Raw genomic sequence first — 26,629 nt, forward strand, 5'->3', positions numbered from 1 at the left:
CACATTGTTGCCGAAGTGCTAGGTCCATCTCACAAAGCAATTTTCGGTAGTAAGTGTGACGTTGTGTACCACTAAGGTTCGCGACATGACTGCTGTCGTCGTTGCGACTCATCCATGACCGGATCCCCCTCACCGGTCCAGAACCGACTCCTCGGAATCGGTCTCGTCGTACTCATCGTCATGTTCGTCGGGTGGAGCGTCACCTCGTACAACAAGACGTTCAAGGACGTCGTGACGGTCTCCCTCGAGACCGATTCCGTCGGTAACGCGCTTCCCCGCAACGCAGACGTCAAGGTTCGCGGCATGATCGTCGGCGAAGTGCGATCGGCGACGACGGCCGGTGGCGTCGTGACCTCGGAGTTGGCCATCGAACCGGACATGGCCGAGATGATTCCGTCGAACGCCACCGCGCGACTGCTGCCGAAGACACTGTTCGGCGAGCGGTACGTCGCGTTGGAGTTGCCGGACGGCAGGCCCGGGTCGCCGATCACCGAGGGCACGGTGTTGAAGCAGGATCGCAGCGGCAACGCCATCGAGGTCGGACAGGTGCTCGACGGCCTGTTGCCGCTGCTCCAGGCCGTGCCGCCGGAGGATCTGTCGAACACCCTCGGTGCGCTGGCACAGGGTCTGAGCGGTCGCGGCGAGGAACTCGGCCTCACGATCGACCGACTCGAGAACATATTTGCCGGGCTCAACACCGAGCTTCCGGCCATCCAGGAGGACCTGCGCGGACTCGCCGACTTCTCGCAGACCTACGCCGACGCGGCACCCGAACTGATCGACGCGCTCGACAACCTGCGGACCACCGGCAACACCGTCGTCGAGAAGCGCCCGGCACTCGAAACGCTGTACTCCTCGGTCACGTCGGCCTCGAGCACGACTACTGACTTCCTCGACGCCAACTCCGCCGACATCATCGGACTGGCCGCGAACTCACGCGAGGCGCTCGAGGTGTTCGCCGAGTTCTCCCCGGCTGTCGGCTGCACCGTTGCCCAATTCGCCGAGGGTGCCAGACGCGGCCGAATCGTCACCGGCGTCGGCGACGAGTATCCCGGCATCAACGTCTCGATGCCCTTCGTCAACCCGAAGGGGCGGTACCTGCCGAACCAGGACGAACCGCGACTGTTCGAGCAGAACCGGCCCCCGAGCTGCCCCAGCCCCCTCGACCGTTCGGCGGGCGAATACTTCCCGCAGTACCCGGGCGGCTCCCCCAACGACGGCTCGTACCAGGTGCCGTCGAGAAACCCCGGGCAGCAGGACCTTCCGTCACTTCCGGCTCCGCAGCTCTCCCCCGTACCGGCTTCGTACGCGAACTCGGTCACCGAGCAACAGACCTTGGCCGTCGTCTACGGCGGGGCCACTGGAATCGAGCCCGACGCAGTGCCGTCCTGGACCACGACGGTCGGCGCTCCCGCACTCAGAGGAACGCAGGTCACGTTCAGGTAGGACCTACTGATTGAATGGACCGAAGACCCCGTCGACGAGCGCGGCGGGTAACGATTCAGGAGTACACACATGCCAGCCGATACGAACACCGCCGGATTTTCCATCCAGTCCAGCAACGACGGGCGCGCAGCCGTCATCGCGGTCGCCGGTGAACTCGACGTCACCACGGCCCCCGCGCTGTCGTCCGCGATCGAAGCGCAGATTTCCACCACACCGGCTGCCCTGATCGTCGATCTGAGCAAGGTCTCGTTCCTGGCCTCGGCTGCCATGACCGTGCTGGCGTCGACGCAGAAGGATCACGCAGACACCGTTGCCTTCTCGGTCGTCGCCGATGGGCCGACCACCAGCCGTCCGATCAAACTGATGGGTCTCGATCAGGAATTCGCGCTGCACGCCGATCTCGCGTCAGCCCTCGCCGCTCTCGACTGACTCCACTCCCAGCGCCATCACTGCTGCGTCGTCGGCCAAGCCGTCGCCGAAGCTGTCCAGCAGTACCCGTAGGTCCTCGACGATGACTGCAGGCGACGCCGGGGCGTGGGCAGTCGCGAATTCCAACAGCGCACCCTCGTCGTCGTATCGACCTGTGCCCACCTTGGCCTCGGTGAGGCCGTCGGTGTAGAGCATCAGGGTGTCGCCCGCGCTCAACGTCACGGTGGCAGGCACGAAGCGCGCATGACGCAGAATCCCGACGAGTTGCCCGCCCGTCATGTGGACGTAGTGCGCACTGCCGTCGGCACGCATCACCAGTGGCGGCGGATGACCGCCACTGGCCATGCACACCTCGAATCCATCGGCCGAACGACTGAGCACCCCGAACACCGCCGTGCAGAACTGCGCGTTGTTCTCGCGGAATTCCTGTCGCAGAACCGAATCCAGATTGTGCAGTACAGCGACCGGGTCGTGGTCGTACACCGCGGCAGCGCGCAGGGTGTACCGCGTCAACGACGTCACGGCCGCAGCCGATGCACCCTTGCCACACACGTCGCCGAGAAAGAATCCCCAGCGATCGTCCGACAGCGGGAACAGATCGTAGAAATCTCCACCCACCTCGTCGCTCGATGCCGCGTGATAGTGCGCGGCAGCGGTCATTCCCGACGGCGGCAGCAGGGCGGGCGGCAGCAGTGACCGCTGCAGTGTCTTGGCCAGCAGCTCCGCTCGCGTCCGGGACTCGAGCAACTCGCGTTCGTAGGTGCGACGGTCCCTGGCGTCGAGCGCGGTGATGCGAATGAGCACCGGCGTGTCCGACTCGTCGGTCTTGACGTTCGCGGTCATGAACACCGGCAGCCGACGTCGATCGGACGTCACGAAATCGAGCGCGATGCCGTCGAGCTGACCGTACATCCGCAGAATCGGACCGAAATGGGTCTCGTAGTGGATGCGGCCACCGGCGGTGAGAAGTTGGGTGAAGTCGGTCCCGATCAGGGCGTCGACCTCGAAGCCGAGCCAGCCCGCCAGCGTCGCGTTCAGCCTCGCGATCCGCATGTCGGGATAGACCGACAGGTAACCGCACGGCGCGTTCTCGTACAGATCCTCGATGTCGAGCTCGTGCATTACGCCGGTCTCACGAAGGCCGCAATCGCCTCGGCGGTCTGTTCGGGTTGGGTGACGTGCGGGCAGTGCCCGCTGGCGTCGAGCGTCTTCAGAGTGCTGCCGGCGATATGTTCGTGCACGTATCTGCCGACCTGAGGCGGAGCCAACGAATCGCGTGCGCAGTCGACGATCATCGTGGGCAGGGTGACCCCGGCCAGATCGGCGCGATTGTCGGACAGAAAGGTGGTGCGCGCGAACACCCGTGCGCACTCGGGGTCGGTTCGGCAGAAGCTCGCGGACCACATGTTCTCGAGATCCGGCCGATCCGGCGCATTGACCACGATCGGCGCCATCGAAGCGGACCAGCCCAGATAGTTGCTGTCCAACGACTCGAGCAGCTCGTCGATGTCCTCGCGGCTGAAACCCCCGCGATAGTCACCGTCGTCGATGTATCGCGGAGACGGCGTCAGGAGAAAGAGCTTGGAGAATCGCTCGGGTGCCGCCTGAACCGCGAGAACGCCCATCATCGACGCCACCGAATGCCCGACGAACGTGACGTCACGGAGGTCGAGTTCCCGGACGATGTCGATGATGTCGTCGGCATAGGCGTCCAGCGGCGCGTACTTGTCGGCATCCCAAGCAGCCGGGTCCGACGCTCCCGATCCGACGTGATCGAACAGCACGACCGAAAAATTCGGGGCCAGGACGTCGGTGACCGAGCGCCACAGCGTCTGGTCGCATCCGAAGCCGTGAGCCAACATCACCACGGGACCGTCGGCAGCCCCCACGACCTTGACGTTGTTCCTGATGCGCGCACTCACCCGCACAGTCTGTCACCTGGCTACGACAGCGGGGAGTGAGACTGCCCCGACCGGGTATGGCCTGTATCTACAGAAACGAGAAATCTCATGCGAGTACTGGTCACCGGTGCAACCGGATACATCGGATCCCGGCTGATCCCGGTCCTTCTCGAGCAGGGCCACGAGGTGCACGCGGCCATGCGCGATCCGAGCAAGAAGTCGCGTTTCGCCTGGGGCGCGCACGTCACCGCGGTGCACTTCGACCTCGACGATCACGAGACCTTCGACACCGCGACCGAGAATGTCGACGCCGTCGTCTACCTTGTGCACTCGATGGACGAGGGCGACTTCGTCGAGAAGGATCGCCACGCCGCGCAGTCCATGGCCGCCGCCGCCGAGCGCAACGGCCTGCGCCGGATCGTCTACCTCTCCGGCCTGATCCCCGACGACGGCACCCCGTTGTCGGATCATCTGCGCTCTCGCCTGCAGGTCGAGGAGGTGTTCCTCGACAGTTCGGTCGACGCCACCGTGCTGCGCGCGGCGATCATCCTGGGTTCCGGATCGACGTCGTTCGAATTGGTGCGTCGCATGACCGAGCGTCTACCGCTGACACCGATTCCGACGTGGATGCGCAGGCAGGTGCAGCCCATCGCCGTCGTCGACGTGGTCGCCATCATCGCCCGCGCCCTCGGCGACACCGCACGCCCAGGAACGTTCGACATCGGCGGAACCGAAACGATGAGCTACCCGGAGCTGCTGCAGGCGTACGGCAGCGTTGCCGGTCTGCGTCGCGCACAGATCCCGGTGCCGCTGTTGCCGACGGGATTGGTGGGGCGCGCCGTCGCCATCATCACCGCCATGCCTCCCGGCACGGTGATCTCGTTGGTCGACAGCCTCACCCACGACATGGTGGTGCGCCGCGGGAACGCGGCAACGGAGGTGTTCGCCGAACCCGGTACCTCGCTGATGAGCGTCGAGGAGGCACTGGAGCGTTCGATCACCGTGACCGCCGAGGAGGGCACCGATGCCCACGCCGATCCCCAGGCTGCCGCCGACACCGATCCCGAGTGGGCAGGAGGGGTCGTCGACATCGTCGACGGCCAGGTGCGGCAGCGGCCGTCGGGCATCCTCGGAAAGGCTCAGCTCGGGGCTACCCGCTGACCGATATCGGCATAGTGGTGGGCCCACGGCACGGCTCGTTCCAACTGTCCGGCCAGTTGGACGAGCAACGCTTCGCCGCCCAGCGGAGCGGTGAAGTGCGCACCCATCGGGAGTCCGCTCGGCGTCCAGTGCAGCGGAAGCGACAGCGCCGGGCGGCCGGTGACGTTGGCCAGTTGGGTGTACGGAATCCACGAGATGTTGTCGTCGATCATCTGGTCGACGATGCCGGTGTGCCGAAGCAGACCGGCGGTTCTACTGCGCAACAACAAGTCCGACGCTATTCCCAGTGGCTTCGCGAGATCGAATGCACCGATCTTCGGCGGTAGCTCGGCAATCGTCGGGGTCAGCAGCAGATCGTAGGTCTCGAAGTACGTGGCCAGAGCCCGCACGTGCACGTGGCGACCTTCCACCGCCTGGAGGTAGTCGACGCCACTGGCGGATCTTCCCAGCGCCGCCATGATCCGGGTGTCTCGCTCGAAAGAGTCGTCACCGCAACCGGTTCGACGCTTGACCTCGTCCATCTCGTAGGCCAGATAGATGAACCAGGCCAGCAGGAACTCGCGATTGAGGCTGGCATCGTCGTACGGCGGGGCGTCGAGAAGTTCGACGGTGTGGCCGAGTTCGGTCAGTGTCTTGGCGGCAGACTCCATCGCAGCGACGGCCTGCGGATCCGGACTCGGATTCACCGACGTCGCCGCATACATGCCGATTTTCAAGGCCTTGGGGTCCTGCTCCGTCCGTGACAGGAAGCTCCCGTCCGGCCGGGCGGGCGAGTAACCGGATGTCGCCTCGCCACCGGCCAACACGTCGAGCATCGCGGCGGTGTCGCGTACCGATCTCGACACGACGCCCTGCACTGCCGCTCCGTGCATCGCCTCACCGAACGTCGGTCCCGACGGCACCAGCCCGCGGCCGGGCTTGAGGCCGACGAGCCCGCAGCACGACGACGGAATGCGAATCGAACCGCCACCGTCGCTCGCCCCTGCCACCGGGACGATCCCGGCCGCGACCGCAGCGGCAGATCCGCCCGACGAGCCACCGGGAGTTCTACTGTGGTCCCACGGGTTTCGAGCCGGGCCGAACACGGTCGGCTCGGTGATTCCCTTGGCACCGAACTCCGGGGTGTTGGTCTTGCCGAAGATGACCAGGCCTGCGTCGAGCCAGCGCTGCACCACCGTTGCGTGCTCGGGCATCGGCAGATTCGTCAACGAGCGGGATCCGCTCGCAGTGGGCACCCCGGCATAGTCCTGCGAGAGATCCTTGATCAGAAACGGCACACCGGCGAACGGCCCGTCGAGCGTTCCCGCCAGTTGCTCGTCCGCCTGCTCCGACATGAGGCGAACGATCGAATTGAGCGACGGGTCGATCGATGTGGTCTGCGCAAGAGCACAATCGAGCAACTCGCGCGGCGTCACCTCACCGTTCGCTACCAGTTCCGCCAGGCCGAGGCCGTCGTACTTGCGATACTCGTCGATACGCATGGCGTCAGCCTAGGTCCCGGGACCGTCGCCGGAGTGCCGAACTCGCAGTTGTGCGGCGATTTCGGCCCAATATCGTGCACAACTGCGAGTTCGACGAGGCGGGAGGTTGATTTCACCCCGCGGCGATGTCCGACGGGTGCCCGGCGAGTGGAGTCACGTCGATGCTCATGTACGGAAACAGCGGCAGATTCCACAGAATCTCGTGGAGTCGCTCGTTGTCCCGCACATCGAAAATGCTCAGATTCGAGTACTGGCCCACCAGCCGCCAGATGTTCACCCATTCACCGTCGCGCTGCAACTGCTGCGAGTACGCCTTCTCTCGGGCGAGAGTGTCGGTTCGCACGTCCCCATCGAGATCCTGCGGGAGCGCGACGTCCATCTTCACTGCAAACAGCATGTCGCTCAGGCCTTGTCGAGAACGAAGTCGTAGGTGACTTCCTGTCCGCCGTCGACGTCGTGCGGGTCGAGAATGAGCTCGGGCTTGACCGCACTCGCGACGTCGTCGTCGTTGTGGGCGTCACCGGGGAAATAGAGCTGGGTGGTGATCTGCTGATGACCTGCTGCCGCGACCTTGAGGTGCAGGTGCGCGGGACGCCACGGATGCCAACCGGCAGCCGAGATCAGGTTTCCGCACGCTCCGTCGGTCGGAATCTGGTACGGCGCAGGCTTCATCGTGTGAATCCAGAACTGCCCCTGATCATCTGCAGTGACCGTGCCGCGCAGGTTCCACTCCGGGATGCCCGGTGCGAACTGCGAGTAGAAGCCGTCGGCGTCGGCATGCCAGATCTCGATGACTGCATGGGGCAGCGCGGCCCCGTCGACGCCGCGCACCTGCCCCTTGAACAGCAGCGGGGTGCCTTTCTCGCCGTCGCGGGTGGGAAGGATCGCCGCGGAACCGAGTTCGGGTGCATCGGGAACGTAGTAGGGGCCCTCGATGGTGCCCTTGCTGCCCTCGCGGGACTCTCCGGCCACCTCCTCGACGACGTGTTCCACCCATACGTCGAGGAAGAGCGGCCACTCTCCGGTCTGCCCGACGTTGATCAGCCATGCCTTGAGGGCGTTGTACTCGTCGTACGTGACCTTGTGTTCGCGGACGGTGTCGTGGATCGCCGAAATGACCTGGCGAGCAAGCAGACTCACGCGCTCGGGTGGGGTGTCGGCAGCGGCCTGCTTGTCGGAGGTGAAGCGCTGGGTGGCGTTCGCGCCGGACGCGGCGGCGGTGGCCACCTCCGCGGACAGATCTGTCGATGCTGCGTGGTCGATACTCATGGTGAAACTCCTCGTTCTCGGGGCTAGGTGTCGATGCGGTAGGTGGAGAGTTTGTGGGGGTCGATGTCGATGCCGTGACCGGAACCGGTGGGGACGGTGAGTTCTCCGTCGCGGATCTCGAGCGGCTCGGTCACCAGGTCGTCGCTCATGTCGAGGAAGTTCGAAAGTTCCCCGGCTCGACGCGACGTCAGGTCGAAGGCGGCACCGAAGGCAACGGTGCAGGCCGAGCCGAGTTGACCGTCGATCTGGTTGCCCATCACCACATCCAGGCCGAGGCCCTCGCACAGGTGATGGATTCGCGTCGAGTCGGTGAACCCCGTGCGGGCGGTCTTGATGCTCACCGCCGTCGCCGATCCTCCGAGGATCTCGCGAGTCACTTCGGCAGGCGTGGTGGCCGATTCGTCCGCGACGAAGGGGACATCGAGTTGCTGCACCAGCCAGCGGCGACCGAGAACATCGTCGGCCGGGCACAGTTCCTCGGCAAGGGTGAGTCCGAGATCGGCCATGTCCTTCATGGCGCGTGCCGATTCTGCAGCAGTCCAGCCGCGATTGCCGTCGACGTACAGTTCGACGCCCTCGCCGAGACCTTCCCTGAGCGCGCGCACGACGGCGGTGTCGAGGGCTACGGGCCGGCGACCGACCTTGATCTTGAACACCTCGATTCCGTAGGTCTCGCGCATTCGAGTCGCCTCGTCGACCATCGCTGCCGGAGTGTCGAATCCGAGCATATGGCTCACCCGCATCCGATCGGTGTATCCGCCGAGCATCTCGGTGACGGACAGGTCGAGGGTGCGGCCGAGCGCGTCCCAGACGGCCATGTCGATCGCAGCCTTCGCCACCGGGTTGCCCACGGTGCGGGTCAGCCTGGAACGAATCACTTCCCGATCGAGCAGGGTCAGTCCGAGAATCGCAGGGGTGAAGAGGCTTTCGATTACCGCGACGATTCCGCGCTGAGTTTCGCCGTAGGTGAAGGGACGTGGGGGCGCGTCTGCGGTGCCGACGCTACCGTCGTCGGTGTGCACTCGAACCAGCACGTGCTCGGCGGCATGCACCTCTCCGCTGGCGAATTTCAACGGTTTGACATACGGAATGCTGTACGGAATCGCCTCGACTGCAACGATCTTCATAGAACTGCCTTCGGGTCGGGTGATGGAGAAAGTGTGTCGACGCGGGGCAGGACCCCGGCCTCTTCGAGAGCGCCGACCAATGCGTCGACGAGGGCCGACGGTCGGTCGCGATGCCAGGCCAATGCCAGATCTATGGTGCTTGCGCCCGCGATGTCCCGGAAGACGACCCCGGTGAGTTGCAGTGCTCGGACGGATTCCGGAACGAGAGCCACCCCGAGCCCGGCAGCGACCAGGGCCAGCAACACGGACGTGTCGGGGGCCTCGTGCTCACGCCGGGGGCTGAAACCAGCTGCGCGGCAACTACGTAGAACTGCCTCGTTGACCACCGAATGCGAGTCCGCGTACATCACGAAGTCCTCGTAGGCGAGGTCGGCTACCTCGAGTGCGGCCTCGGCGGCGTACCGATGGTCGACGGGCACTGCCAGCAAGAGAGATTCGGTGGTGATGGTGCGGATGACCAGATCGTCGCCCGCCACGGGCGGCCGCAGTACCGCCACGTCGAGTTGCTCGGAGCGCAGCCCCTCCACCTGAGCAGGAGTGAGCAGATCCCCGTGGACCTCGAGTGCGAGGCCGGGCAGGCGCTGCTTGATCGCTCTGGCGATCGGCGGCAGCTGATCGAAGGCAGCGGTACCCGTGAAACCGATACGTACCAGCCCGTAGCGCCCCTCGGCGATGCGTCGAACACCGTGGGTGCTTCGCTCGATGTTCTCCAGGTTTCGGACCGTCTCGCGGTAGAAGAACTCGCCCGCAGGCGTCAGGCTGACCTGCCGTGTGGTGCGAGTGAGCAGCGTGACGCCGAGTTCTGCCTCGAGTTGACGAACCGACTGGGAGAGCGCCGGCTGCGCCAGATGCAGGCGCTTGGCAGCCTGACCGAAGTGGCACGTCTCGGCCACCGCCACGAACTGATACAGGTGCCGCAGCTCCACGGTGACTTCCTCTCCGATATCGCGTTCCGAGCCGATGTACTCCTCGGCGTGACCCTGCCCACAGTAAGCCGCACATCCATCGACGGCAAAGACCTATTTCCGGTCGATTGATAAGTGAACGCGATCAATAGACACCCTGGTCGAGCCTAGGCAAAGCCCTGGTGTGACCGATGCCACTCGGTGTCAAAGTCGGAGACAACCGCCACGCGACTTGCACCGCCGCGGAATCGAACGACAGCGAGGACACGACCATGACGGAAATCTTGGATCAGGCGCACGCCGCCATCGACGGAGCGGTGATCGACGATGCCGACGCCGGTATCTATCGAGCCAATCGGAGCATCTTCACCGACGAGGAGATCTTCGAGCTCGAGATGAAGCACATCTTCGAGGGCAACTGGATCTACATCGCCCACGAGAGCCAGATTCCGAACAACGGCGACTACTTCACCGTGCACATGGGTCGTCAGCCGGTGGTCATCACCCGCGACAAGGATGGGGAGCTGCACTGCCTGATCAACGCCTGTGCGCACCGTGGTGCGATGCTGTGCCGCCGGAAGACCGACAATCGCCCCACCCTTACATGCCCGTTCCACGGCTGGACATTTCGCAACGACGGCACACTCCTCAAGGTCAAGGATCCCGAAGGTGCCGGCTATCCGGATACGTTCGATGTCGACGGCTCGCACAACCTCACCAAGGTGCCGAGGTTCGAGAGCTACCGAGGGTTCCTGTTCGCCAGCCTGAACGACGACGTGTCGACGCTCGCCGAGCACCTCGGCGACACCACCAAGGTCATCGACATGCTCGTCGATCAATCACCGGACGGTCTCGAAGTACTGCGGGGATCCTCGACCTACACCTTCGACGGCAACTGGAAGGTGCAGGCCGAGAACGGTGCCGACGGATATCACGTCAGTGCCGTGCACTGGAACTATGCCGCGACCACCTCGCGGCGCAACAACGGCGAATCGAAGAACACCACCAAGGCCCTCGACGCAGGCGGCTGGGGCAAGTCCGGTGGCGGGTACTGGTCCTACCCCAACGGGCACCTGTGCCTGTGGACGTGGGCCGCCAACCCCCAGGATCGGCCGCTGTGGGACCAGATGGATGCGCTCAAGGAGCAATTCGGCGATGCCAAGGGCGAATTCATGGTGAAGGGCTCACGCAACCTGTGCCTCTACCCGAACGTCTACCTGATGGATCAGTTCAGCACCCAGATCCGGCACTTCCGCCCGATCGCGCCGAACAAGACCGAGGTCACCATCTACTGCATCGCACCCAAGGGTGAAAGCAAAGAGGCTCGGTCGCATCGGATTCGGCAGTACGAGGACTTCTTCAACGCTTCCGGCATGGCCACCCCCGACGACCTGGAGGAATTCCGCTCCTGCCAGCTGACGTTCCAGGCGACCAATGCGCCGTGGAACGACATGAGCCGCGGTGCCGAGCACTGGCTGACCGGGCCGGATCCAGTGGCCGAAGCGCTGGACATGCACGGGGTGATCTCCGCGGGAGTCAAGAACGAGGACGAGGGACTCTTCCCCGTTCAGCACGGCTACTGGCGCAGCACCCTGCTCGCCGCCATCGACAGGACAGCTACCGAGAGCCGGGTGAAATGACATGACCTCCACCGAAACTCGCATCACGCAGAGCGCGATCGAGCAGTTCCTCTACCGCGAGGCCCGATACCTCGACGACCGCGAGTTCGAACTCTGGCTCACCTGCTACGCCGACGACGTCGAGTACTGGATGCCCTGCTGGGGCGACGACGATCTGCTCACCGAGGATCCGCAGACCGACATCTCGCTGATCTACTACGAGAACAAGGGTGGCCTCGAGGACCGCGTGTTCCGCATCCGCACCGAGCGCTCCAGTGCCACCTCGATTCCCGAGCCGCGCACGAGTCACAACATCAGCAACGTCGAGGTGATCGAACGCCGAGGCGACCTGGTCGATGTGCGTTTCAACTGGCACACGATGTACTTCCGGTACAAGACGATCGATCCGTACTACGGGACGTCCTTTTACACCATCGACTTCTCGGGCGAATCACCGTTGATCCGCCGCAAGACCGTGGTGCTCAAGAACGACTACATCCACCACGTCGTCGACATCTATCACTTCTGATCAGGAAAGGAGACCCCTCGTGAGCCATTCCGTCGCACTGTCCTTCGAGGACGGCGTCACCCGATTCATCACCTGTTCCGACGGCCAGACCGTCGCCGACGCCGCCTATCGGTCGCGAATCAACATCCCCCTCGACTGCCGGGACGGGGCGTGCGGAACCTGCAAGGCACTGTGCGAATCCGGCGACTTCGACGGCGGCACGTACCTCGACGACGCGCTCAGCGCCGGCGAATCGGAGCAGGGCTACTGCCTGCCGTGCAGCATGACTCCGAAGTCCGACCTCGTACTCCAGATCGCCAGCACCTCCGCGGTTGCGAAAACCCGAGCGGCGACGCACGAAACCGTGGTCACCGCAGTCGATCGACTCTCACCGACGACGGTCCGCCTCGCCGTCGAGGCACCGGAGGGCGACGAACTCACCTTCCTACCGGGCCAGTACGTCAACATCACCGTGCCAGGATCGGAGCAGACCCGGTCGTACTCGTTCAGCTGCGTGTCCGGATCCGACGAGCTCGAGTTCCTGGTGAAGCTGACCCCCGACGGGTCGATGTCGACCTACCTGGCCGACGCCGCAGCCGTCGGGGACAAGATTTCGTTCACCGGGCCGCACGGCAGCTTCTTCCTTCGGGAAGCGCAACGGCCCGCGCTGCTGTTGGCCGGCGGAACCGGCTTGGCTCCCATCCTGTCGATTCTGCGCACCTTGGCGGCCGAATCATCCTCGCGTCCTGTGCATCTGGTCTACGGCGTCAGCACCGACGAGGACGTCGTACTCCTCGACGAGCTGGCCGCACTCGCCTCGCAACTCGATGCGTTCACTTTCGATCACTGTGTGTCGGATCCGAACAGCACGGCCGCGAACAAGGGCTATGTCACGTCGCTGCTGAGGGAGGAACACCTGTACGACGGCGATGTTGCCGTCTACCTGTGCGGTCCTCCGCCGATGGTGGAGGCCGTGCGTGCGCACTTCGCCGAGTCGGGAATCGAACCGACCGGCTTCTACTACGAGAAGTTCGCACCGTCTGCCCCGGCCGTCGAGCGTCCTGATCCCGTCGAGAAGCCGACTGCAGCGGACACCACGCCCTTTGCGGTCGAACGGGTTCCCGCGACGGGTGCGGAGGAGCACGACCTCGTCACCGAGGACCGGCCTGCCACCGACGCTCGATCCGTCTGCGGCCGAACGCTCTTCGATGCTCGCGACGAGAATCCCCTCCGCGCCGGCACTGCGATCTCGGCGAGCGACGAAGCCCTTGCCATCACCTCGATCGCCCGCCAGCGCATCGTCTCCCACGGCACCGGTAATGCCGACCCCCTCGACGAGGCCTCGGACGGTCTCGCCGTCACACCCGATGCCCAGTCGGTCGCCGGTCAACGCATATGGCCGGACCGAGATATCGAGCCGTTGTTCGACCGGGTCGAGCCTGCCGCAGCCACCGTCGACTACGAGATCGGCGAGGAACATCCTTCGGTGCACGAATCCGATGCGGTGTTCGAGGCCCGACGCGCACTCGAACTCGGCGCACTGGAGTTGGTCATCGGCAGGCTCAGCTCCCAGCAGATCGCGGGCTACCGATTGCTCGCGGAGGCCACCACCCGCTACGTGGACGGCGATCGCTTCGTCGACGCCGCCGCGTACACCGAAACCAACGCCGCCTTCCACGACTACCTGTTCACCCAGACACGCAACGAGCATCTGCTGCAGGCATATCGGGCCCTCGGGGTCGAAGCTGCAATGGAGGACGTGCTCCGCAATGCGACGTGGTGTGACCCGTTGTGCGCGCAGGATCACCTCGACATCGTCGACGCATTCGAGGCAGGCGACCGAGAACGCGCCCGCACCTTGATCGCCGACCATGCCGACCGCTCCAAGACCACGATGAAGCGCGCCATGCACGACTCGGCCGCGAGCAAGCGACCCAGATTCGTCAGCCCGGGTCGGTTCGCCGGGAAGGTCGTCCTGATCACCGGTGCCGCGCAGGGCATCGGAGAGTGCGTCGCACGCAGGATCGCCGCGGAGGGCGGCACCCTGATGCTGGCCGATCGATCCGAACTCGTCGAAGAACTGAGCGCCGAGCTCGGCCGCGACGGCACCGAATCATCCAGTGTGCTGGCCGATCTCGAAACGTGGGCCGGTGCGTCGAGCGCAGTGGACGCGGCGCTGGCAGCGCACGGACGAGTGGACGTGTCGATCCACGTGGTGGGCGGGACCATCTGGGCGAAGCCGTTCGCGGAATACCCACCGGAGCAGGTCGAGAAGGAGATCTCGCGCTCGCTGTTCCCCACACTCTGGTCGTGTCGCGCGGTGATCCCGCACATGATCTCGAAAGGCACCGGAACCATCGTCAACGTCTCCTCGGTCGCGACCCGCGGAGTGCACCGAGTTCCCTACGCCGCAGCCAAGGGTGGAGTCAACGCCATCACCTCCGCACTCGCACTGGAGGCGGCTCCGCACGGGGTCAGGGTGGTCGCGACCGCGCCCGGAGGGACCGAGGCACCGCCGCGCCGAGTCGCTCGCGGACCTGCGCCGAGCACCGATCAGGAACAGCAGTGGTACCAGGCCATCGTCGATCAGACCGTCGACTCGTCCCTGCTCAAGCGCTACGGGACGCTGGACGAGCAGGCCGCGGCGATCTGCTTCCTGGCTTCCGACGAGGCGTCGTACATCACCGGTACGGTGCTCCCCGTCGCCGGCGGCGACCCGGGCTGAGTGTGCGCGATGTCGGTTCGATTGCCGGACGTACCCGCACGTCACCGCTACGGTGAGCTCATGTCCCCCGCGCCGCTCGTTGCCCGTGGCGAGCTGCTCGATGCGCTGGTGGACGAGGTGCAGGACGCCGACGCCCGATCGAGGTTCGTCGTCGTGGACGGCGCGGCGGGTGTCGGCAAGACCGCTGTGCTGCGAGAGCTGGCTGCCCGCCTCGACGCGGCCGAGCCTCGCCCGCGCGTCCGGCAGGTGTCCGCCGTACCGTGGGAGACGAGCAGACCGTGGGAGATCGCGCATCAGTGCTTTCCCGAGATCGACGTCGCCGACGGCCGGACGCTGCCGGAGCGAATCGCAGGCAGCAACGGCCCCTCGGTGACCGCCGTGTTGATCGACGACGCTCAGGACGCCGACGCGGATTCGCTTCGCGTGCTTGCCTCTACCGTCCGACGCCACCGCGACTCGAAGATTGCCGTGGTGTGCATCCGTCGAGTTCTACCCGCGGGGAGCATCGAATCGCACGACATACTCGATCGCGCAGCCGATACCCGGTTCGTCGTCGAACCGCTGGGAAGCCACAACGTCGCAGAACTCGCTGCGCTGCGCGGCGTCATACTCTCACCGTCGTCGGCCGCGCACCTGACCGCGCACACGGGTGGCCGCCCGAAACAGGTGTCGGCGCTGCTGTCCGAACTGCCCGGCCACATGTGGACGGGCGTGCGGCCCGAACTACCCGCACCCGAGTACGTGCAGGCATCGGTGCGAGCGGCACTGAGCAAGAGTTCCTCGGACACAGTTCGGTTGGTGCAGGCCGTGGCCGTGCTCGATGGCGCTCGACCGGTCTCGACAGTGCGCGAGGTAGCAGAGATCGACGATCCCAGTGCTGCACTCGATCTGGCGGAGGCATTGGGCCTTGTTCTCGTGCGCCGTCGATCGGGTATCACCCTGCTCGAGTGCCCGGACGGGATGATTCGCGCAGCCGTACTGGCCACCATGAGCAGAACCTGCATCGCCGACGTCCACAGAGCCGCGGCGTCCGCCGAAGCCGACCCGGCCGATCGGCTTGCGCACCGGGCCGAGGCGGCGCTCCTACCCGAGCCGCACATGGCCGGCGAGCTCGAATCACTTGCCGCAGAACGCGCGCGGACCGGAGAATGGGCTACCGCTGCCAGGCTCTTCATGCTCTCGAGCCGAGCGTCCGGCGACGCAGGCCTGCGCGAGGATCGACTCGTGCGCGGCGTCGACGCCCTCATCGGTGCCGGTGACGTTCGCGGAGCATCGGACTACATCGCCGAGATCGAGAGTCTGCACGAAACACCGAGCCGCAACGCCGTTCTCGGCTATCTCGCCATTCTGCGGGGCCGCCCGCAGGAGGCCGACGCCCGATTGACACGGGCGTGGCAGCTCGTCCGAACCCGCCACGATCGCGACGTCGCCGCCGTCATCTGTCATCGCCAGGTACTGCACAATCTCGCCCGTTGCGACGGCGGCGCACTGGTGTACTGGGCCGACCGCGCCGTCGAACTCGTCGGCTCGGACCATCCGACTGCCGTCGAAGCACAGGCCATCCGGGGGCTCGGCCTGGCCGGAACCGGCCGCGTCGCAGAAGCATTGGCCAGCTACGAGGATCTGTGGGGACAGGCCGGTACCGGAGCCGTGGGACAGCGAGTGCAAATGGGTGCCGGCTGGCTGCACCTGGCCACCGACTCGGTGGAGCTGGCGAGGTCCGAACTGGAAGCCGCGGCACCGACGGACTTCCTCGGCGGCTCCACCCGAATCGCACTGTGGGCCAACGCCTGGTTGGCCCGCACGTATTTCGTCACCGGAGAATGGGACGCGGCGCTGCGGATAGTCGGGCGCGCCTCCGACCTGGCCGACAGTTCCGGTGCCGCCCTCATCGTCCCGCTCCTGCAGTGGACCGCCATGCAGATCCACGCGCTTCGGGGTGACTGGGATGCCGCCGCGGCGAGTTCACGACGAGGCGAATCCGGCGCTCGAGATTACGAGATCATGCGCGTCCCCACCGCTCTGGGCCGCGCAGCGATCTCCGAGGCTCGGGCCGACTATGCCGGTGTTCTGCGTGCCCTGAGTCCGCTGACACAGCAATGGGCACACGCCGACGTCTCCGAGCCGGGCTTCTGGGCCTGGCCGGACGTGTACGCCAACGCGCTGATCGTGGAGGGCAGGCTCGACGAAGCCGATGCCTTCCTCACTCCCCACGAAGCCCGGGTGGCAGAGCGCGGCCACCGATCGGCACATGCCCGGCTCGCGTGTGCGCGCGGTAGATGGCACGGCGCAACGGGCGACATGGATTCTGCACGAGCATCTTTCGAGGATGCTTTGGATTCGCTCATGCCACTGCCCCTGGTGTACGACCGCGCCCGGGTGAACTACGCGTACGGCCAGACGCTGCGGCGGGCAGGCAAGCGACGCGAAGCCGACGTGGTGGTCACCGCGGCCCGCGACGACTACCTTTCCCTCGGCGCTACGACGTACGTCCGGCGGTGCGACCGCGAGCTCAAGGCAGGTGGAGTGCACGCAATCCTCAAGGACCGGCCGCACAACGCGCTGACGCCACAGGAGGACGCGGTATCCACCCTCGTCGCAACGGGTTTGACCAATCGAGAGGTGGCCGCGGAACTGTTCCTGTCGGTGAAGACCGTGCAGTTCCACCTCACGCGTGTCTATGCCAAGCTCGGCGTTCGATCCCGTTCCGAACTCGCCGCGGCCCGCGCATCCGAGAGCACGCCACCATGATTGTGCAACAGTGCTTTTCGGCACGAACCCTGGGTCGATCCTAGGCATTTACCCGGTGTGACCCAGGGCACAGTGCGACACACTTGCCGTACTGCACCGACCGGGTGCCGCATTCGCCCGCCACGACGGGCCCTCTACCGAAGGACAGTCGATGACCTCACCGACAATTCCGACGCCCCGCAGCGCAGCCGCCGGCTGGGCCAGCGACCGTCACCGACGTAGCGTGATCTGGATCGTCGCACTCTCCACCGCAGCAATCGTTTTCGACGGATACGACCTCGTCGTGTACGGAACCGTCCTGCCGACACTGCTGGCCGACTCGACCCAACTGGGTGCTCTCGGCCCCGAGCAGGCCGGTGCCCTCGGCTCGTACGCTCTCATCGGAGTCATGGTGGGTGCTTTGACAGCCGGAGCCTTCGGCGATCGCATCGGGCGTCGGCGCACGATGCTGACGTGCATCGTGTGGTTCTCGGTCGGGATGGGGGCCACCGCACTGGCCCAGAACATCACCGCTTTCGGAATCCTTCGATTCGTCACCGGAATCGGAGTCGGCGGACTCGTCGCCACGGTCGGCGCGATGATCGCCGAGTTCGCACCGGCAGGCCGTCGAAATCTGTTCAACGCCATCGTCTACAGCGGTATCCCCGCGGGCGGCGTCCTGGCTTCTCTGGCCGCAATCGCCCTGCAGGACACCATCGGTTGGCGCGGACTGTTCTGGATCGGAGCACTGCCGCTGTTCATCCTGCTGCCCCTAGCGGTGCTCCGTATGCCGGAATCCCCGCGGTGGTTGCTCGCGCACGGACGCGTCGCCGATGCCCAGCAGATCTGCGCGAAGACCGGAATCCCGATGCCCGAGGCCGAGCCCGCCGTCGCCGGCGATCGCGTCGGATTCGCCGCGCTCGCCCGCAAACCACTGCTGCGCCCGACGGCGCTCCTCGGGTTGATGAGCTTCTCCGGCCTGCTGCTGACCTACGGACTCAATACTTGGCTCCCGCAGATCATGTCCGAGGCCGGATACAACGCCAAGGGTTCACTGTCGTTCCTGTTGGTGCTCAACGGTGGTGCCATCATCGGTGGATTGATCGCCTCTCGCGTCGCCGATCGGACAGGACCACAGCGCGTCATCGCCGCCACCTTCTGCCTCGCCGCACTGTCGTTGGTGTTGTTGACGTTGAACTTCCCACTCGGCGTACTGCTCGTCGCCGTGGCCGGTGCCGGAATCGGCGCTATCGGCACCCAGGTGCTGATCTACGGCTTCGTCTCCAATTACTACCCAACGACCGCCAGGGCGGCGGGCGTCGCATGGTGCGCCGGTTTCGGACGCCTCGGCGGCATTCTCGGGCCGCTGCTCGGCGGTATCCTGCTCGGTGCGGGAATCGCGTCCTCGCAGGCGTTCTACATCTTCGCCGTCGTTGCCCTACTCGGAGCTCTCGTCACCACAGCCGTCCCTGCGGTTCGGGCACTGCGTCGATCCGATCCAGCAATCGAAGAACCGGTGAAAGTGGCTGAATGACAGATATTTTCCAGAGGCCGACCTCGAGCGAACTACCGGAACGTCGCCCGCCGAATCTGCGTGCTCTGCGCGCGGACTTCGGCGGGCTGTACGTCGGTGCAGGGGCGACCGGCGTGCTGTTCAGCGCGACCGGGCCCGTTGCGGTGATCATGGGTGCCGCGGCAGCAGGCTCGCTCACCGCCGCGCAGACGGCGTCATGGGTGTTCGGGGTGTTCGTGCTCAACGGCATTCTCACCCTGGTGGCGAGCTGGGTCTACCGAATGCCGCTGAGCTTTTTCTGGACCATTCCGGGCACCGTCCTGGTCGGTCAGTCGCTGGCGTCGCTGACCTGGCCGGAAGTCGTCGGGGCTTATCTCGCGACCGGGGTTCTCATCATCGTGCTCGGTGCCACCGGTGTCGTCGCGAAGCTGATGGCCTTTCTGCCGCACAGTGTGGTGATGGCGATGGTTGCCGGCGCGTTCCTGTCGTTCGGAACCGGACTGGTGCAGTCCGTTTCGTCGAACGTACTGGTCGCGGGCACCATGGTCGTGGCGTGGTTGGCCCTGACACGATCCGATGTCTGGTCGAGGCGCATACCGCCGGTGCTGGCGGCATTGGTGGCCGGTCTCGCTGCGCTGGCGGCGACCGGCGGATACACCCCACTGACCGGCCCCGCGGCCGAGCTCCCTCTGATCGGTCTGCCCGAACTCGTTGCGCCGTCGTTCAGTGGGGCGGCACTGGCGCAGTTGGTGATACCGCTCGCCATCACCGTGGTCGCGGTGCAGAACGGTCAGGGCGCTGCCGTCCTGAGCTCCGCGGGCCATCGACCTCCGATGACCGCTGTCACCATCGCGTGCGGGGTGTGGTCGCTTCTCGTCGCACCGCTCGGTGCGGTGTCGACGTGTCTCGCCGGTCCCACCAACGCACTGCTCGTCGCTGTGGGTGAACGGTCGCGGCAGTACATCGCCGGAATGACCTGCGGCGCACTGGCTGTCGTCGTGGGTGTACTGGCACCGGTGTTGGTGCGCGGACTGGCCGTGGTACCCGCGACGTTCATCGCCGCCCTCGCCGGTCTGGCCATGCTCGAGGCACTGCGCGGAGCCTTCACCGCCGCATTCTCCGATTCGACCGGCCGTCCGGTACTCGCGCCGCTGATCACCCTGCTGGTCACCGTCTCGGGAACCGACGTCGCGGGCCTGGGGGCTCCGTTCTGGGGACTGGTCGCCGGCGTGGCGGTGACCTACGTGTTGGATCGTCGACGGTAGTTCCCGGGTCAGAATCCGATCGGCAGACCGGCGTAGTTCTCCGCCAGTCCCGTTGCCCCGGCCTCGCTGGAAGCAACCCATTTCAACTGCGAGAGCTGCAACTGCGCGTCGAACGGGTCGTCGCCGGTGTGCAGCATCGTCGTCATCCACCAGGAGAAGTGCGTGCAGCGCCAGACGCGTCGGAGTGCGTCGTCACTGTAGGCATCGGCGGCGCGGGAATCGTTCTTGCCCAGCAGTGACGTCAGCGCCGGTGCCAGCAGGGCGACGTCGGCCACTGCGAGGTTGAGGCCCTTCGCCCCGGTGGGCGGCACGATGTGCGCGGCGTCGCCGGCCAGAAAGAGGTTGCCGTGTCGCATCGGCGTCTGCACGTAGCTGCGCATCGGCAAGACGCTCTTCTCGGTGATCGGTCCAGGAGTGAGCTCCCAACCGTCCTGACCGTGACCGAGCCTGCGTGCCAACGCATCCCAGATTCGGTCGTCGGACCAGGTGGCGATGTCGGTCCCGTTCGGCACCTGCAGATAAAGCCGACTGACCGTCGACGATCGCATGGAGTGCATGGCGAATCCGTCCTGATGCCAGGCATAGATGAGCTCGTCGGTCGAGGGCGCGACGTCAGCCAGCACCCCGAGCCAGGAGAACGGATACGTTCGCTCCCAGGTGTTGCGCACCGAGTCCGGCATCGCAGCGCGGCTCGGACCGAACGAACCGTCGCACCCGGCAACGACATTCGCGTCGATCCGCATCGGAGTACCCGAGGCATCGGTGAACGTGACGTACGGGGAGTCGGACTCGACGTCGTGCAACGCGGTATCGGAGACGTCGTAGAAGATTTGCTGGCCTGCTTTCTCCCGGGCTGCAACGAGATCCTTGGTCACCTCGGTCTGCCCGTACACCCACACGCTTCGATCCACCAGGTCGCGAAAGTCGATGTGGTGCCGCTCTTCCGGCCACTGCAGATAGATTCCGCGATGCTCGTGGCCTTCGCGATGCAACCGCTCCCCCAGGCCGTGGTCGTCGAGCAACTGGACCGTCGAGTGCTCGAGAATGCCGGCGCGAATGCGCGAGAGTACGTACTCCTGCGTGCGCGACTCGATCAGAACGGAGTCGATTCCCTGCTCCCCGAGCAGGTGGGACAGCAGCAGACCCGCGGGCCCTGCACCGATGATGGCGACCTGTGTACGCATGCATCGAGTACACCGCGCATCGGGGCCGCGAACAAGACCATGTTTCCACTCAACGAAAACATCGATCTCATCCCCGCAGACTTCGCTCGATTCCTCGGGCGGCAACCTGCAGAGCGGCAACCAGTCTGGCTCGATCTCGTCCGATGCTCGGAACCACGATTCCCAACGCCGCCACCACTCGTTCGCCCTCACCGCGGACCGGTACGGACACCGAGCACGCCCCCAGCGTCATCTCCTCGACCGTCTGCGCATACCCCTCGCGATGCACTCGGCGTAGTTCGCTGTCCAACTTCCCCGGATGAGTCACCGTGTACGAGGTGATGCGGGTCAGGTTCCTCAGCACGCGATCGTGCACCTCGCGCGGGGCGTAGGCCAACAACACCTTGCCGACTCCGGTCGCATACAGGGGCAGGCGCGCTCCGACCCGGCTGACCGCAGGCACCGACGCGTGCCCGGCAAGCCGGTCGAGATAGAGCACCTGGTCGCCGTCGCGAATGGCCAGATGCACCGTGGCGAGTGTCGCGCCGTAGATGTCGTGCAGAAACGGTGAGGCGATCTCCCGCAGATCGGCTTGATCCGGTGCCAGCAATCCCAGCTTCCACAGTCGACGCCCCACCACGTAGCGGCCGTCCTCGCCGCGAACGAGCGCGCCCCAGTCGACCAGTTCACGCACCATCCGATGCGCGGTGGCGATGGGCAGGCCTGCGCCGTCGGCCAGTTCGGACAGCGTCAGCGAAGGGGTCTTCTCGTCGAACACAGCCAGAAGCGCGAGCAGCCGCGAGGCCACCGACACCCCCGGATCCCGCGCATTGCCCGCCACCCGGACGACGATAGCCTCCCCGACCACCCGCCGAACTCGAAGTTATGGATACATTTCGGCCGAAAACCGTCCATAACTTCGAGTTCGGCGGGAATTACACCGCGGCCGCCGCGAAGCCGATTCTGTTGAATCGCTTCTCGCGGGCGATCATCCGCATCGATGGGTCCTGAGCAATCAGTTCGGCGAGCTCGCGGTGCAGTACCGCACCCACCCGGTCGCAGAACTGCTGCGATTCGTCTGCCGCGTCGGGCAATTCGGGAATGATGATGTCGACAACGCCTGCCCTGAAGAGATCGAGCGAGCGCACTCCCTGCTTCGTCGCCATCTCCGCGGCATGGGCGGTGTCGCGGTGCACGATGGCCGACGCACCCTCGGGCGGCAGCGGCGAGAGCCACGCATGCTGAGCGGCGAGAACGCGGTCCGCGGGTACCAGAGCGAGTGCGCCGCCGCCGGTCCCCTGCCCCAACAGCAATGACAGCGTGGGGGTTTCGAGGTCGACCATGTCTGCGATGCACCGTGCGATCTCGCCGGCCAGGCCACCTTCCTCCGCCTCCTTCGACAGTGCGGCACCCGCCGTGTCGATGACGGTGACGAGCGGAAGCTTCAGATCCTGGGCCAGACGCATACCGCGTCGAGCCTCGCGGAGCGCTGCCGGACCGAGCGGCGTTTTCGTCGTCTGACCGCGTCGGTCCTGCCCGAGCAGAACACAGGGCATGTCGCCGAACCGGACGAGGGCAAGAATCAGACCCGGGTCCCACTCGCCCTGGCCGGTTCCGTTGAGCGGCAGCACATCTGCCGCGGTACTGAACAGCAGCTCACGGACCCCGGGGCGATCGGCTCTGCGCGAGGCCAGAATGGACGTCCACGCGGGTACGTCCTCGATCTTCCATTCGAGCGCCTCGACGGTGCGTGGGCGGTAGGGCGGGATGTCGGTCATGATCCGCAGTGCTCGATCGACGATCTCGCCGAGTTGTTCGGGCGGACGGATGGCATCGATGAGCCCGTGGGCCTGGAGGTTCTCCGACGTCTGCACACCGGTGGGGAACTTCGCGTCGTAGAGCGCCTCGTACACGCGGGGGCCGAGGAATCCGACGAGAGCACCGGGCTCGGCGACGGTGACGTGACCGAGCGATCCCCAGGACGCGAACACTCCGCCGGTGGTGGGGTGCCGCAGATAGACGATGTACGGCAGGTTCGCCCCCTTGTGCGCGGTGATCGCGGCGGTGATCTTGACCATCTGCAGGAACGCGACCGTGCCCTCCTGCATTCGGGTTCCGCCGGACGTCGGCAGCGCCAACAGCGGCAGCCGCTCGTCGGTCGACCGGTGTACGGCGTTGACCAGGCGCTCGCCCGCCGCGACCCCGATCGAGCCGGCCAAGAACGCGAACTCCCCGAGCAGGATGGCCACCTTGCGGCCGCGGATGGTCGCGGAGCCGGTGAGCACGGACTCGTCCAGGCCGGTCTTCTCACGTGCCGCGGCGAGTTCGCTCGCGTACTCGTCGTCGACGACGTAGTCGGCCGCCGGGGTGTCCCAGGAGTCGAAGCTGCCTGGATCGATCACCAGATCGAGGAGTTCGAGGGCGGTCATTCTGGTCATCGTGTCGCCTCTTTCAGCCAGTCGCGGACGAGCTCGTCGTCGGCACCGAGCACCGGCGGTGCCAGGTGATTGGTTTCGGTGACCTCGGTGCCGTCGGATTCGAAGAACCGCAGTGGCGGTCCCGGCAGTGTCACCGTGCCCAACGTCGCGTGTTCGACGTCCACCAGCAGGCCCTGGGATTTGGTCTGCTCCCACTCGTAGACTTCCTGGACGTTGCGCACTTTGCCTGCGGGAACACCGATCTCGTCGAGAAGGGCCAGCAGCGGCTCGGTCTCGTAGGTGCGGAAGATCTTGGACACCAGTTCGATGACGTCGTCGCGACTGTTCACCCGTTGCGGGTTGGTGGCCATGCCTTCCAGATCGGGGTCGATGCCGAAGCCCTCGCAGAACCGATGCCACAGTCCCTCGCTGCCCACCGAGATCTGCACTGCGCCATTTGATGTCGGGAACAATCCGTACGGGCAGATCGACGGGTGGTGATTGCCCTGCGCCGCGCCGACCTCGCCTGCGACGGTCCACTTGGTGCCCTGGAAGGCGTGCACTCCGACGACACTGGCGAGCAGCGACGTGCGGACGACCTTGCCGCGGCCGGTGCGATCGCGTTCACGCAGTGCAGCGAGAACGCCGAAGGCTCCGTACATTCCGGCCAGCAGGTCCGCGATGGGGACGCCGACGCGCTGGACGTCCTCGGGACCCGAGCCGGTGAACGACATCAGCCCGGCTTCACCCTGAGCGATCTGGTCGTAGCCGGATCGGCCGCCCTCGGGTCCGTCGTGACCGAAGCCGCTGATCGACAGCACGACCGTGCGCGGGTTGATCTCGGCGATGCGCTCGGGCGAGAAGCCCAGGCGGTCCAGCACGCCGGTGCGGAAGTTCTCGAGCAGAACGTCTGCCCGTTCGATCATGTGCTCCAACGCTTCTCGGCCGTCGTCGGTCTTGAGGTCGAGCGCGATGGACCGCTTGTTGCGATTGGCCGAGAGGAAGTACGTCGACTCGCGCTCGGCGTCGCGCGGAGTGACGAAGGGGGGACCCCAGACGCGGGTGTCGTCGCCGCCCTTCGGGGTCTCGACCTTGATGATGTCTGCGCCGAGGTCGCCGAGCATCATCGCTGCATGCGGGCCGGCCAGGGCGCGGGTCAGATCGACCACCACGGTGCCTTCGAGCGGTCCGGTTCTGCCTGTCGTGTTGAGGGGCATCGAATTGATCCTTACGTCGAAGCGGGGTGGGAGCTGGACTCGAAGTCCGATTGGATTACTGGGCCAGTGGCCTAGCCAATTCAATTGGAACAGCGAACCACGGCGATGTCAAGTAACGATTTGCGTGCCTTTGCCCAGCTCAGACGCGTGATGGCGGCACGTCGAACACACGTGCCGCCATCATCGAGCGCCTGTTTTCAGCTGCAGTACCGCTACATCCAGCCGGGTACGACCAGCAATGCCCAGGCGATCAGCGGGCCGATGACCACCACCAGGGCGCTGTACTTGAGGATCTGCTTGTAGAAGACGTCGCGGTCGATGTCCTGGGCATTGGCGAGCACCAGGGCTCCGTTGGTCGAGAACGGACTGACGTCGACGATGGTCGATGCGATGGACAGAGCCACGATGACTCCGATGGCTCCCACCTCGCCGGCGAGCAGGAACGGAACCGCCAGCGGGATGGTGACGCCGAGGATCGCGGTGGACGACGCGAACGCCGAGACGATGGCACCGATGTAGCAGAGCAGCAGCGCCACCAGAAGCGGGATGCCGATGCTGGCGACCGAATCGCCGACGTACTCGACGGTTCCGGCTTCCTGCAGCACCCCGACGAACGTGAGCACGCCACCGATGAGCAGCACCGTCGACCAACTGATCTGGTTGATCGCGCCCTTCTGGGCCTTGGGCGATGCGAGAGCGAGGATCACAGCCACCGTCATCGCGATGAATCCGACGTCGAGGTCGAGCACGAGGGCGAACAGAGCCAGCGAGGCCAGGCCGACGAGCGTGAGAATCTGATCGAAGGTGATGGCCTTGACCGCGGTGGCCAGAGGTGGCGCGTTCTCGACCGTGACCGTCTGACCGGACGGACGAGGCGTCGACGCACCGAAGCCGCGCATGACCGTCCGCGAACCCGAACCGCCGACCCCGCCGGTGTCACCGTCGGGACGCGTGCCGTCCTCGTCGTGCACGCTGCGTCCGATGAGGGAGCGGCCACCGAGGAACATGAACAGCAGCGCGCCGATCGCGGCGTTGAAGAACAGGCTGCCGAGGAAGAGTGTGAGCGGACTGTTGACGAGTCCCGCGTTGGCGGCGATGTTGTTGACCGTGACGCCGTAGATGCTGATGGGCGAGAATCCGCCTGCCTGCGCGCCGTGGATGACCATCATGCCCATGAGCAGGGCGTTGATCTTGTAGCGCGCGGCGAATCCGAGGGCGATCGGCGCGACGATGGCCACCGCGGCCGGTCCGAGCGCGCCGATGGAGGTCAGGACTCCGGTGATGCCGAACATCACCCAGGGGATGAGTGCCACTCGGCCTCCCACGAGTCGAACGGCTCCGCGGACCAACAGGTCGACCGTGCCGTTGTTCTGCGCGATGGCGAACAGGTAGGTGATGCCGACGAGCGTGAGGAACAGACTGCTCGGGAAGCCGGCAATGATGTCGTCGGCACCCATGCCCACGGCAAGTGTTCCGACGAAGAACGCCGCCACGAACCCCAACGCGCCCATGTTCACGGGGAACACGGTTGCGGCGAGGAACATGACGACGAGCGCAAGGATGGGTATCAACTCGGTCGACATCGAAGGTCTCCGGTCCGTCTGTGGTGTCACCCGAGCGGTTGCCCAGGATCTCGGTTGCCCAGGATCTCCAGTGGCTAATTGGACTGGCCACTGAGTCAATAGGGACTCAACCAGTGAAGTGGATCACTTGTCAACCCCCGATGTGTCCGTTGTTACGCGCATGGCGGCGA

General features: G+C 65.6%; 21 protein-coding genes. 9 read left to right on the forward strand and 12 right to left on the reverse strand.

Annotated features, from left to right (window positions below; genetic code table 11):
- Positions 1-114: 114 nt before the first annotated feature.
- Both CH283_RS11265 and CH283_RS11270 read left to right on the forward strand, forming a co-directional pair.
- Entirely contained in the window at positions 115-1,446 is a 1,332-nt protein-coding gene (locus CH283_RS11265) for an MCE family protein (RefSeq protein ID WP_094638846.1), read from the forward strand.
- A 69-nt stretch (positions 1,447-1,515) separates the two neighbouring features.
- Positions 1,516-1,875: an STAS domain-containing protein gene (locus CH283_RS11270; protein ID WP_094638847.1), complete on the forward strand. Its 360-nt coding sequence runs from the start codon at positions 1,516-1,518 to the stop codon at positions 1,873-1,875.
- Here CH283_RS11270 and CH283_RS11275 read toward each other — a convergent pair.
- Together CH283_RS11275 and CH283_RS11280 are read right to left on the reverse strand one after the other, a co-directional pair.
- Positions 1,852-2,997, reverse strand: a complete 1,146-nt coding sequence (locus tag CH283_RS11275; RefSeq protein ID WP_094638848.1) for a PP2C family protein-serine/threonine phosphatase — start codon at positions 2,995-2,997, stop codon at positions 1,852-1,854. The two genes, CH283_RS11270 and CH283_RS11275, sit on opposite strands and share 24 nt — an antisense overlap.
- A complete protein-coding gene (locus CH283_RS11280; protein ID WP_094638849.1) occupies positions 2,997-3,797 on the reverse strand; it encodes an alpha/beta fold hydrolase in 801 nt (266 codons plus the stop codon). The genes CH283_RS11275 and CH283_RS11280 overlap by 1 nt, the downstream gene beginning before the upstream one ends.
- Before the next feature lie 87 nt (positions 3,798-3,884).
- On the opposite strand from CH283_RS11280, the gene CH283_RS11285 reads away from it, so the two are divergent.
- Positions 3,885-4,937, forward strand: coding sequence for an NAD(P)H-binding protein (locus CH283_RS11285; RefSeq protein ID WP_094638850.1), 1,053 nt, complete (start codon positions 3,885-3,887; stop codon positions 4,935-4,937).
- Here CH283_RS11285 and CH283_RS11290 read toward each other — a convergent pair.
- From CH283_RS11290 to CH283_RS11310, 5 genes are all read right to left on the reverse strand, one after another.
- A complete protein-coding gene (locus CH283_RS11290) occupies positions 4,916-6,418 on the reverse strand; it encodes an amidase (RefSeq protein ID WP_094638851.1) in 1,503 nt (500 codons plus the stop codon). The two genes, CH283_RS11285 and CH283_RS11290, sit on opposite strands and share 22 nt — an antisense overlap.
- A gap of 112 nt (positions 6,419-6,530) precedes the next feature.
- Complete coding sequence (gene catC, locus CH283_RS11295) at positions 6,531-6,815, reverse strand: muconolactone Delta-isomerase (RefSeq protein ID WP_094638852.1); 285 nt, start codon at positions 6,813-6,815, stop codon at positions 6,531-6,533.
- A 5-nt stretch (positions 6,816-6,820) separates the two neighbouring features.
- Positions 6,821-7,687 (reverse strand): catechol 1,2-dioxygenase, encoded by an 867-nt coding sequence (catA, locus tag CH283_RS11300; protein WP_068054380.1) that lies wholly within the window; start codon positions 7,685-7,687, stop codon positions 6,821-6,823.
- A gap of 23 nt (positions 7,688-7,710) precedes the next feature.
- Positions 7,711-8,814, reverse strand: a complete 1,104-nt coding sequence (locus CH283_RS11305) for a mandelate racemase/muconate lactonizing enzyme family protein (RefSeq protein ID WP_094638853.1) — start codon at positions 8,812-8,814, stop codon at positions 7,711-7,713.
- On the reverse strand, positions 8,811-9,740 hold the full coding sequence (locus CH283_RS11310) for a LysR family transcriptional regulator (RefSeq protein ID WP_068054375.1): 930 nt from the start codon (positions 9,738-9,740) through the stop codon (positions 8,811-8,813). The genes CH283_RS11305 and CH283_RS11310 overlap by 4 nt, the downstream gene beginning before the upstream one ends.
- A 251-nt stretch (positions 9,741-9,991) precedes the next feature.
- Here CH283_RS11310 and benA point away from each other — a divergent pair, with 251 nt between their 5' ends.
- From benA to CH283_RS11340, 6 genes are all read left to right on the forward strand, one after another.
- Positions 9,992-11,359, forward strand: a complete 1,368-nt coding sequence (benA, locus tag CH283_RS11315; RefSeq protein WP_094638972.1) for a benzoate 1,2-dioxygenase large subunit — start codon at positions 9,992-9,994, stop codon at positions 11,357-11,359.
- Position 11,360: 1 nt separating this feature from the next.
- On the forward strand, positions 11,361-11,867 hold the full coding sequence (gene benB, locus CH283_RS11320) for a benzoate 1,2-dioxygenase small subunit (protein ID WP_094638854.1): 507 nt from the start codon (positions 11,361-11,363) through the stop codon (positions 11,865-11,867).
- Positions 11,857-14,571, forward strand: coding sequence for a benzoate 1,2-dioxygenase electron transfer component BenC (gene benC, locus CH283_RS11325; RefSeq protein WP_217901109.1), 2,715 nt, complete (start codon positions 11,857-11,859; stop codon positions 14,569-14,571). Before benB ends, benC begins: the two co-directional genes overlap by 11 nt.
- A gap of 60 nt (positions 14,572-14,631) precedes the next feature.
- Positions 14,632-17,322: a LuxR C-terminal-related transcriptional regulator gene (locus tag CH283_RS11330; protein ID WP_094638973.1), complete on the forward strand. Its 2,691-nt coding sequence runs from the start codon at positions 14,632-14,634 to the stop codon at positions 17,320-17,322.
- 151 nt (positions 17,323-17,473) lie between these two features.
- Entirely contained in the window at positions 17,474-18,835 is a 1,362-nt protein-coding gene (locus CH283_RS11335; protein ID WP_094638856.1) for an MFS transporter, read from the forward strand.
- Positions 18,832-20,079, forward strand: a complete 1,248-nt coding sequence (locus CH283_RS11340) for a benzoate/H(+) symporter BenE family transporter (RefSeq protein ID WP_094638857.1) — start codon at positions 18,832-18,834, stop codon at positions 20,077-20,079. The genes CH283_RS11335 and CH283_RS11340 overlap by 4 nt, the downstream gene beginning before the upstream one ends.
- Positions 20,080-20,087: 8 nt before the next feature.
- Here the strand turns inward: CH283_RS11340 and CH283_RS11345 are convergent, their stop codons facing one another.
- The 5 genes from CH283_RS11345 to CH283_RS11365 all read right to left on the reverse strand — a co-directional run bounded on the left by CH283_RS11345 (position 20,088) and on the right by CH283_RS11365 (position 26,459).
- On the reverse strand, positions 20,088-21,263 hold the full coding sequence (locus tag CH283_RS11345; protein ID WP_094638858.1) for a 4-hydroxybenzoate 3-monooxygenase: 1,176 nt from the start codon (positions 21,261-21,263) through the stop codon (positions 20,088-20,090).
- A 67-nt stretch (positions 21,264-21,330) separates the two neighbouring features.
- Positions 21,331-22,083 (reverse strand): IclR family transcriptional regulator, encoded by a 753-nt coding sequence (locus CH283_RS11350; RefSeq protein ID WP_094638974.1) that lies wholly within the window; start codon positions 22,081-22,083, stop codon positions 21,331-21,333.
- A 94-nt stretch (positions 22,084-22,177) separates the two neighbouring features.
- Complete coding sequence (locus CH283_RS11355; RefSeq protein WP_094638859.1) at positions 22,178-23,680, reverse strand: carboxyl transferase domain-containing protein; 1,503 nt, start codon at positions 23,678-23,680, stop codon at positions 22,178-22,180.
- Positions 23,677-24,876, reverse strand: coding sequence for a CaiB/BaiF CoA transferase family protein (locus CH283_RS11360; protein ID WP_094638860.1), 1,200 nt, complete (start codon positions 24,874-24,876; stop codon positions 23,677-23,679). The genes CH283_RS11355 and CH283_RS11360 overlap by 4 nt, the downstream gene beginning before the upstream one ends.
- A gap of 212 nt (positions 24,877-25,088) precedes the next feature.
- Positions 25,089-26,459 carry an SLC13 family permease gene (locus CH283_RS11365; protein ID WP_068054349.1) on the reverse strand — a complete coding sequence of 457 codons (1,371 nt, stop codon included), beginning with the start codon at positions 26,457-26,459 and terminating at the stop codon, positions 25,089-25,091.
- Positions 26,460-26,629: the final 170 nt, after the last annotated feature.

Source organism: Rhodococcus sp. 05-2254-2 (genome assembly GCF_002259095.1).
Taxonomy (GTDB): domain Bacteria; phylum Actinomycetota; class Actinomycetes; order Mycobacteriales; family Mycobacteriaceae; genus Rhodococcoides.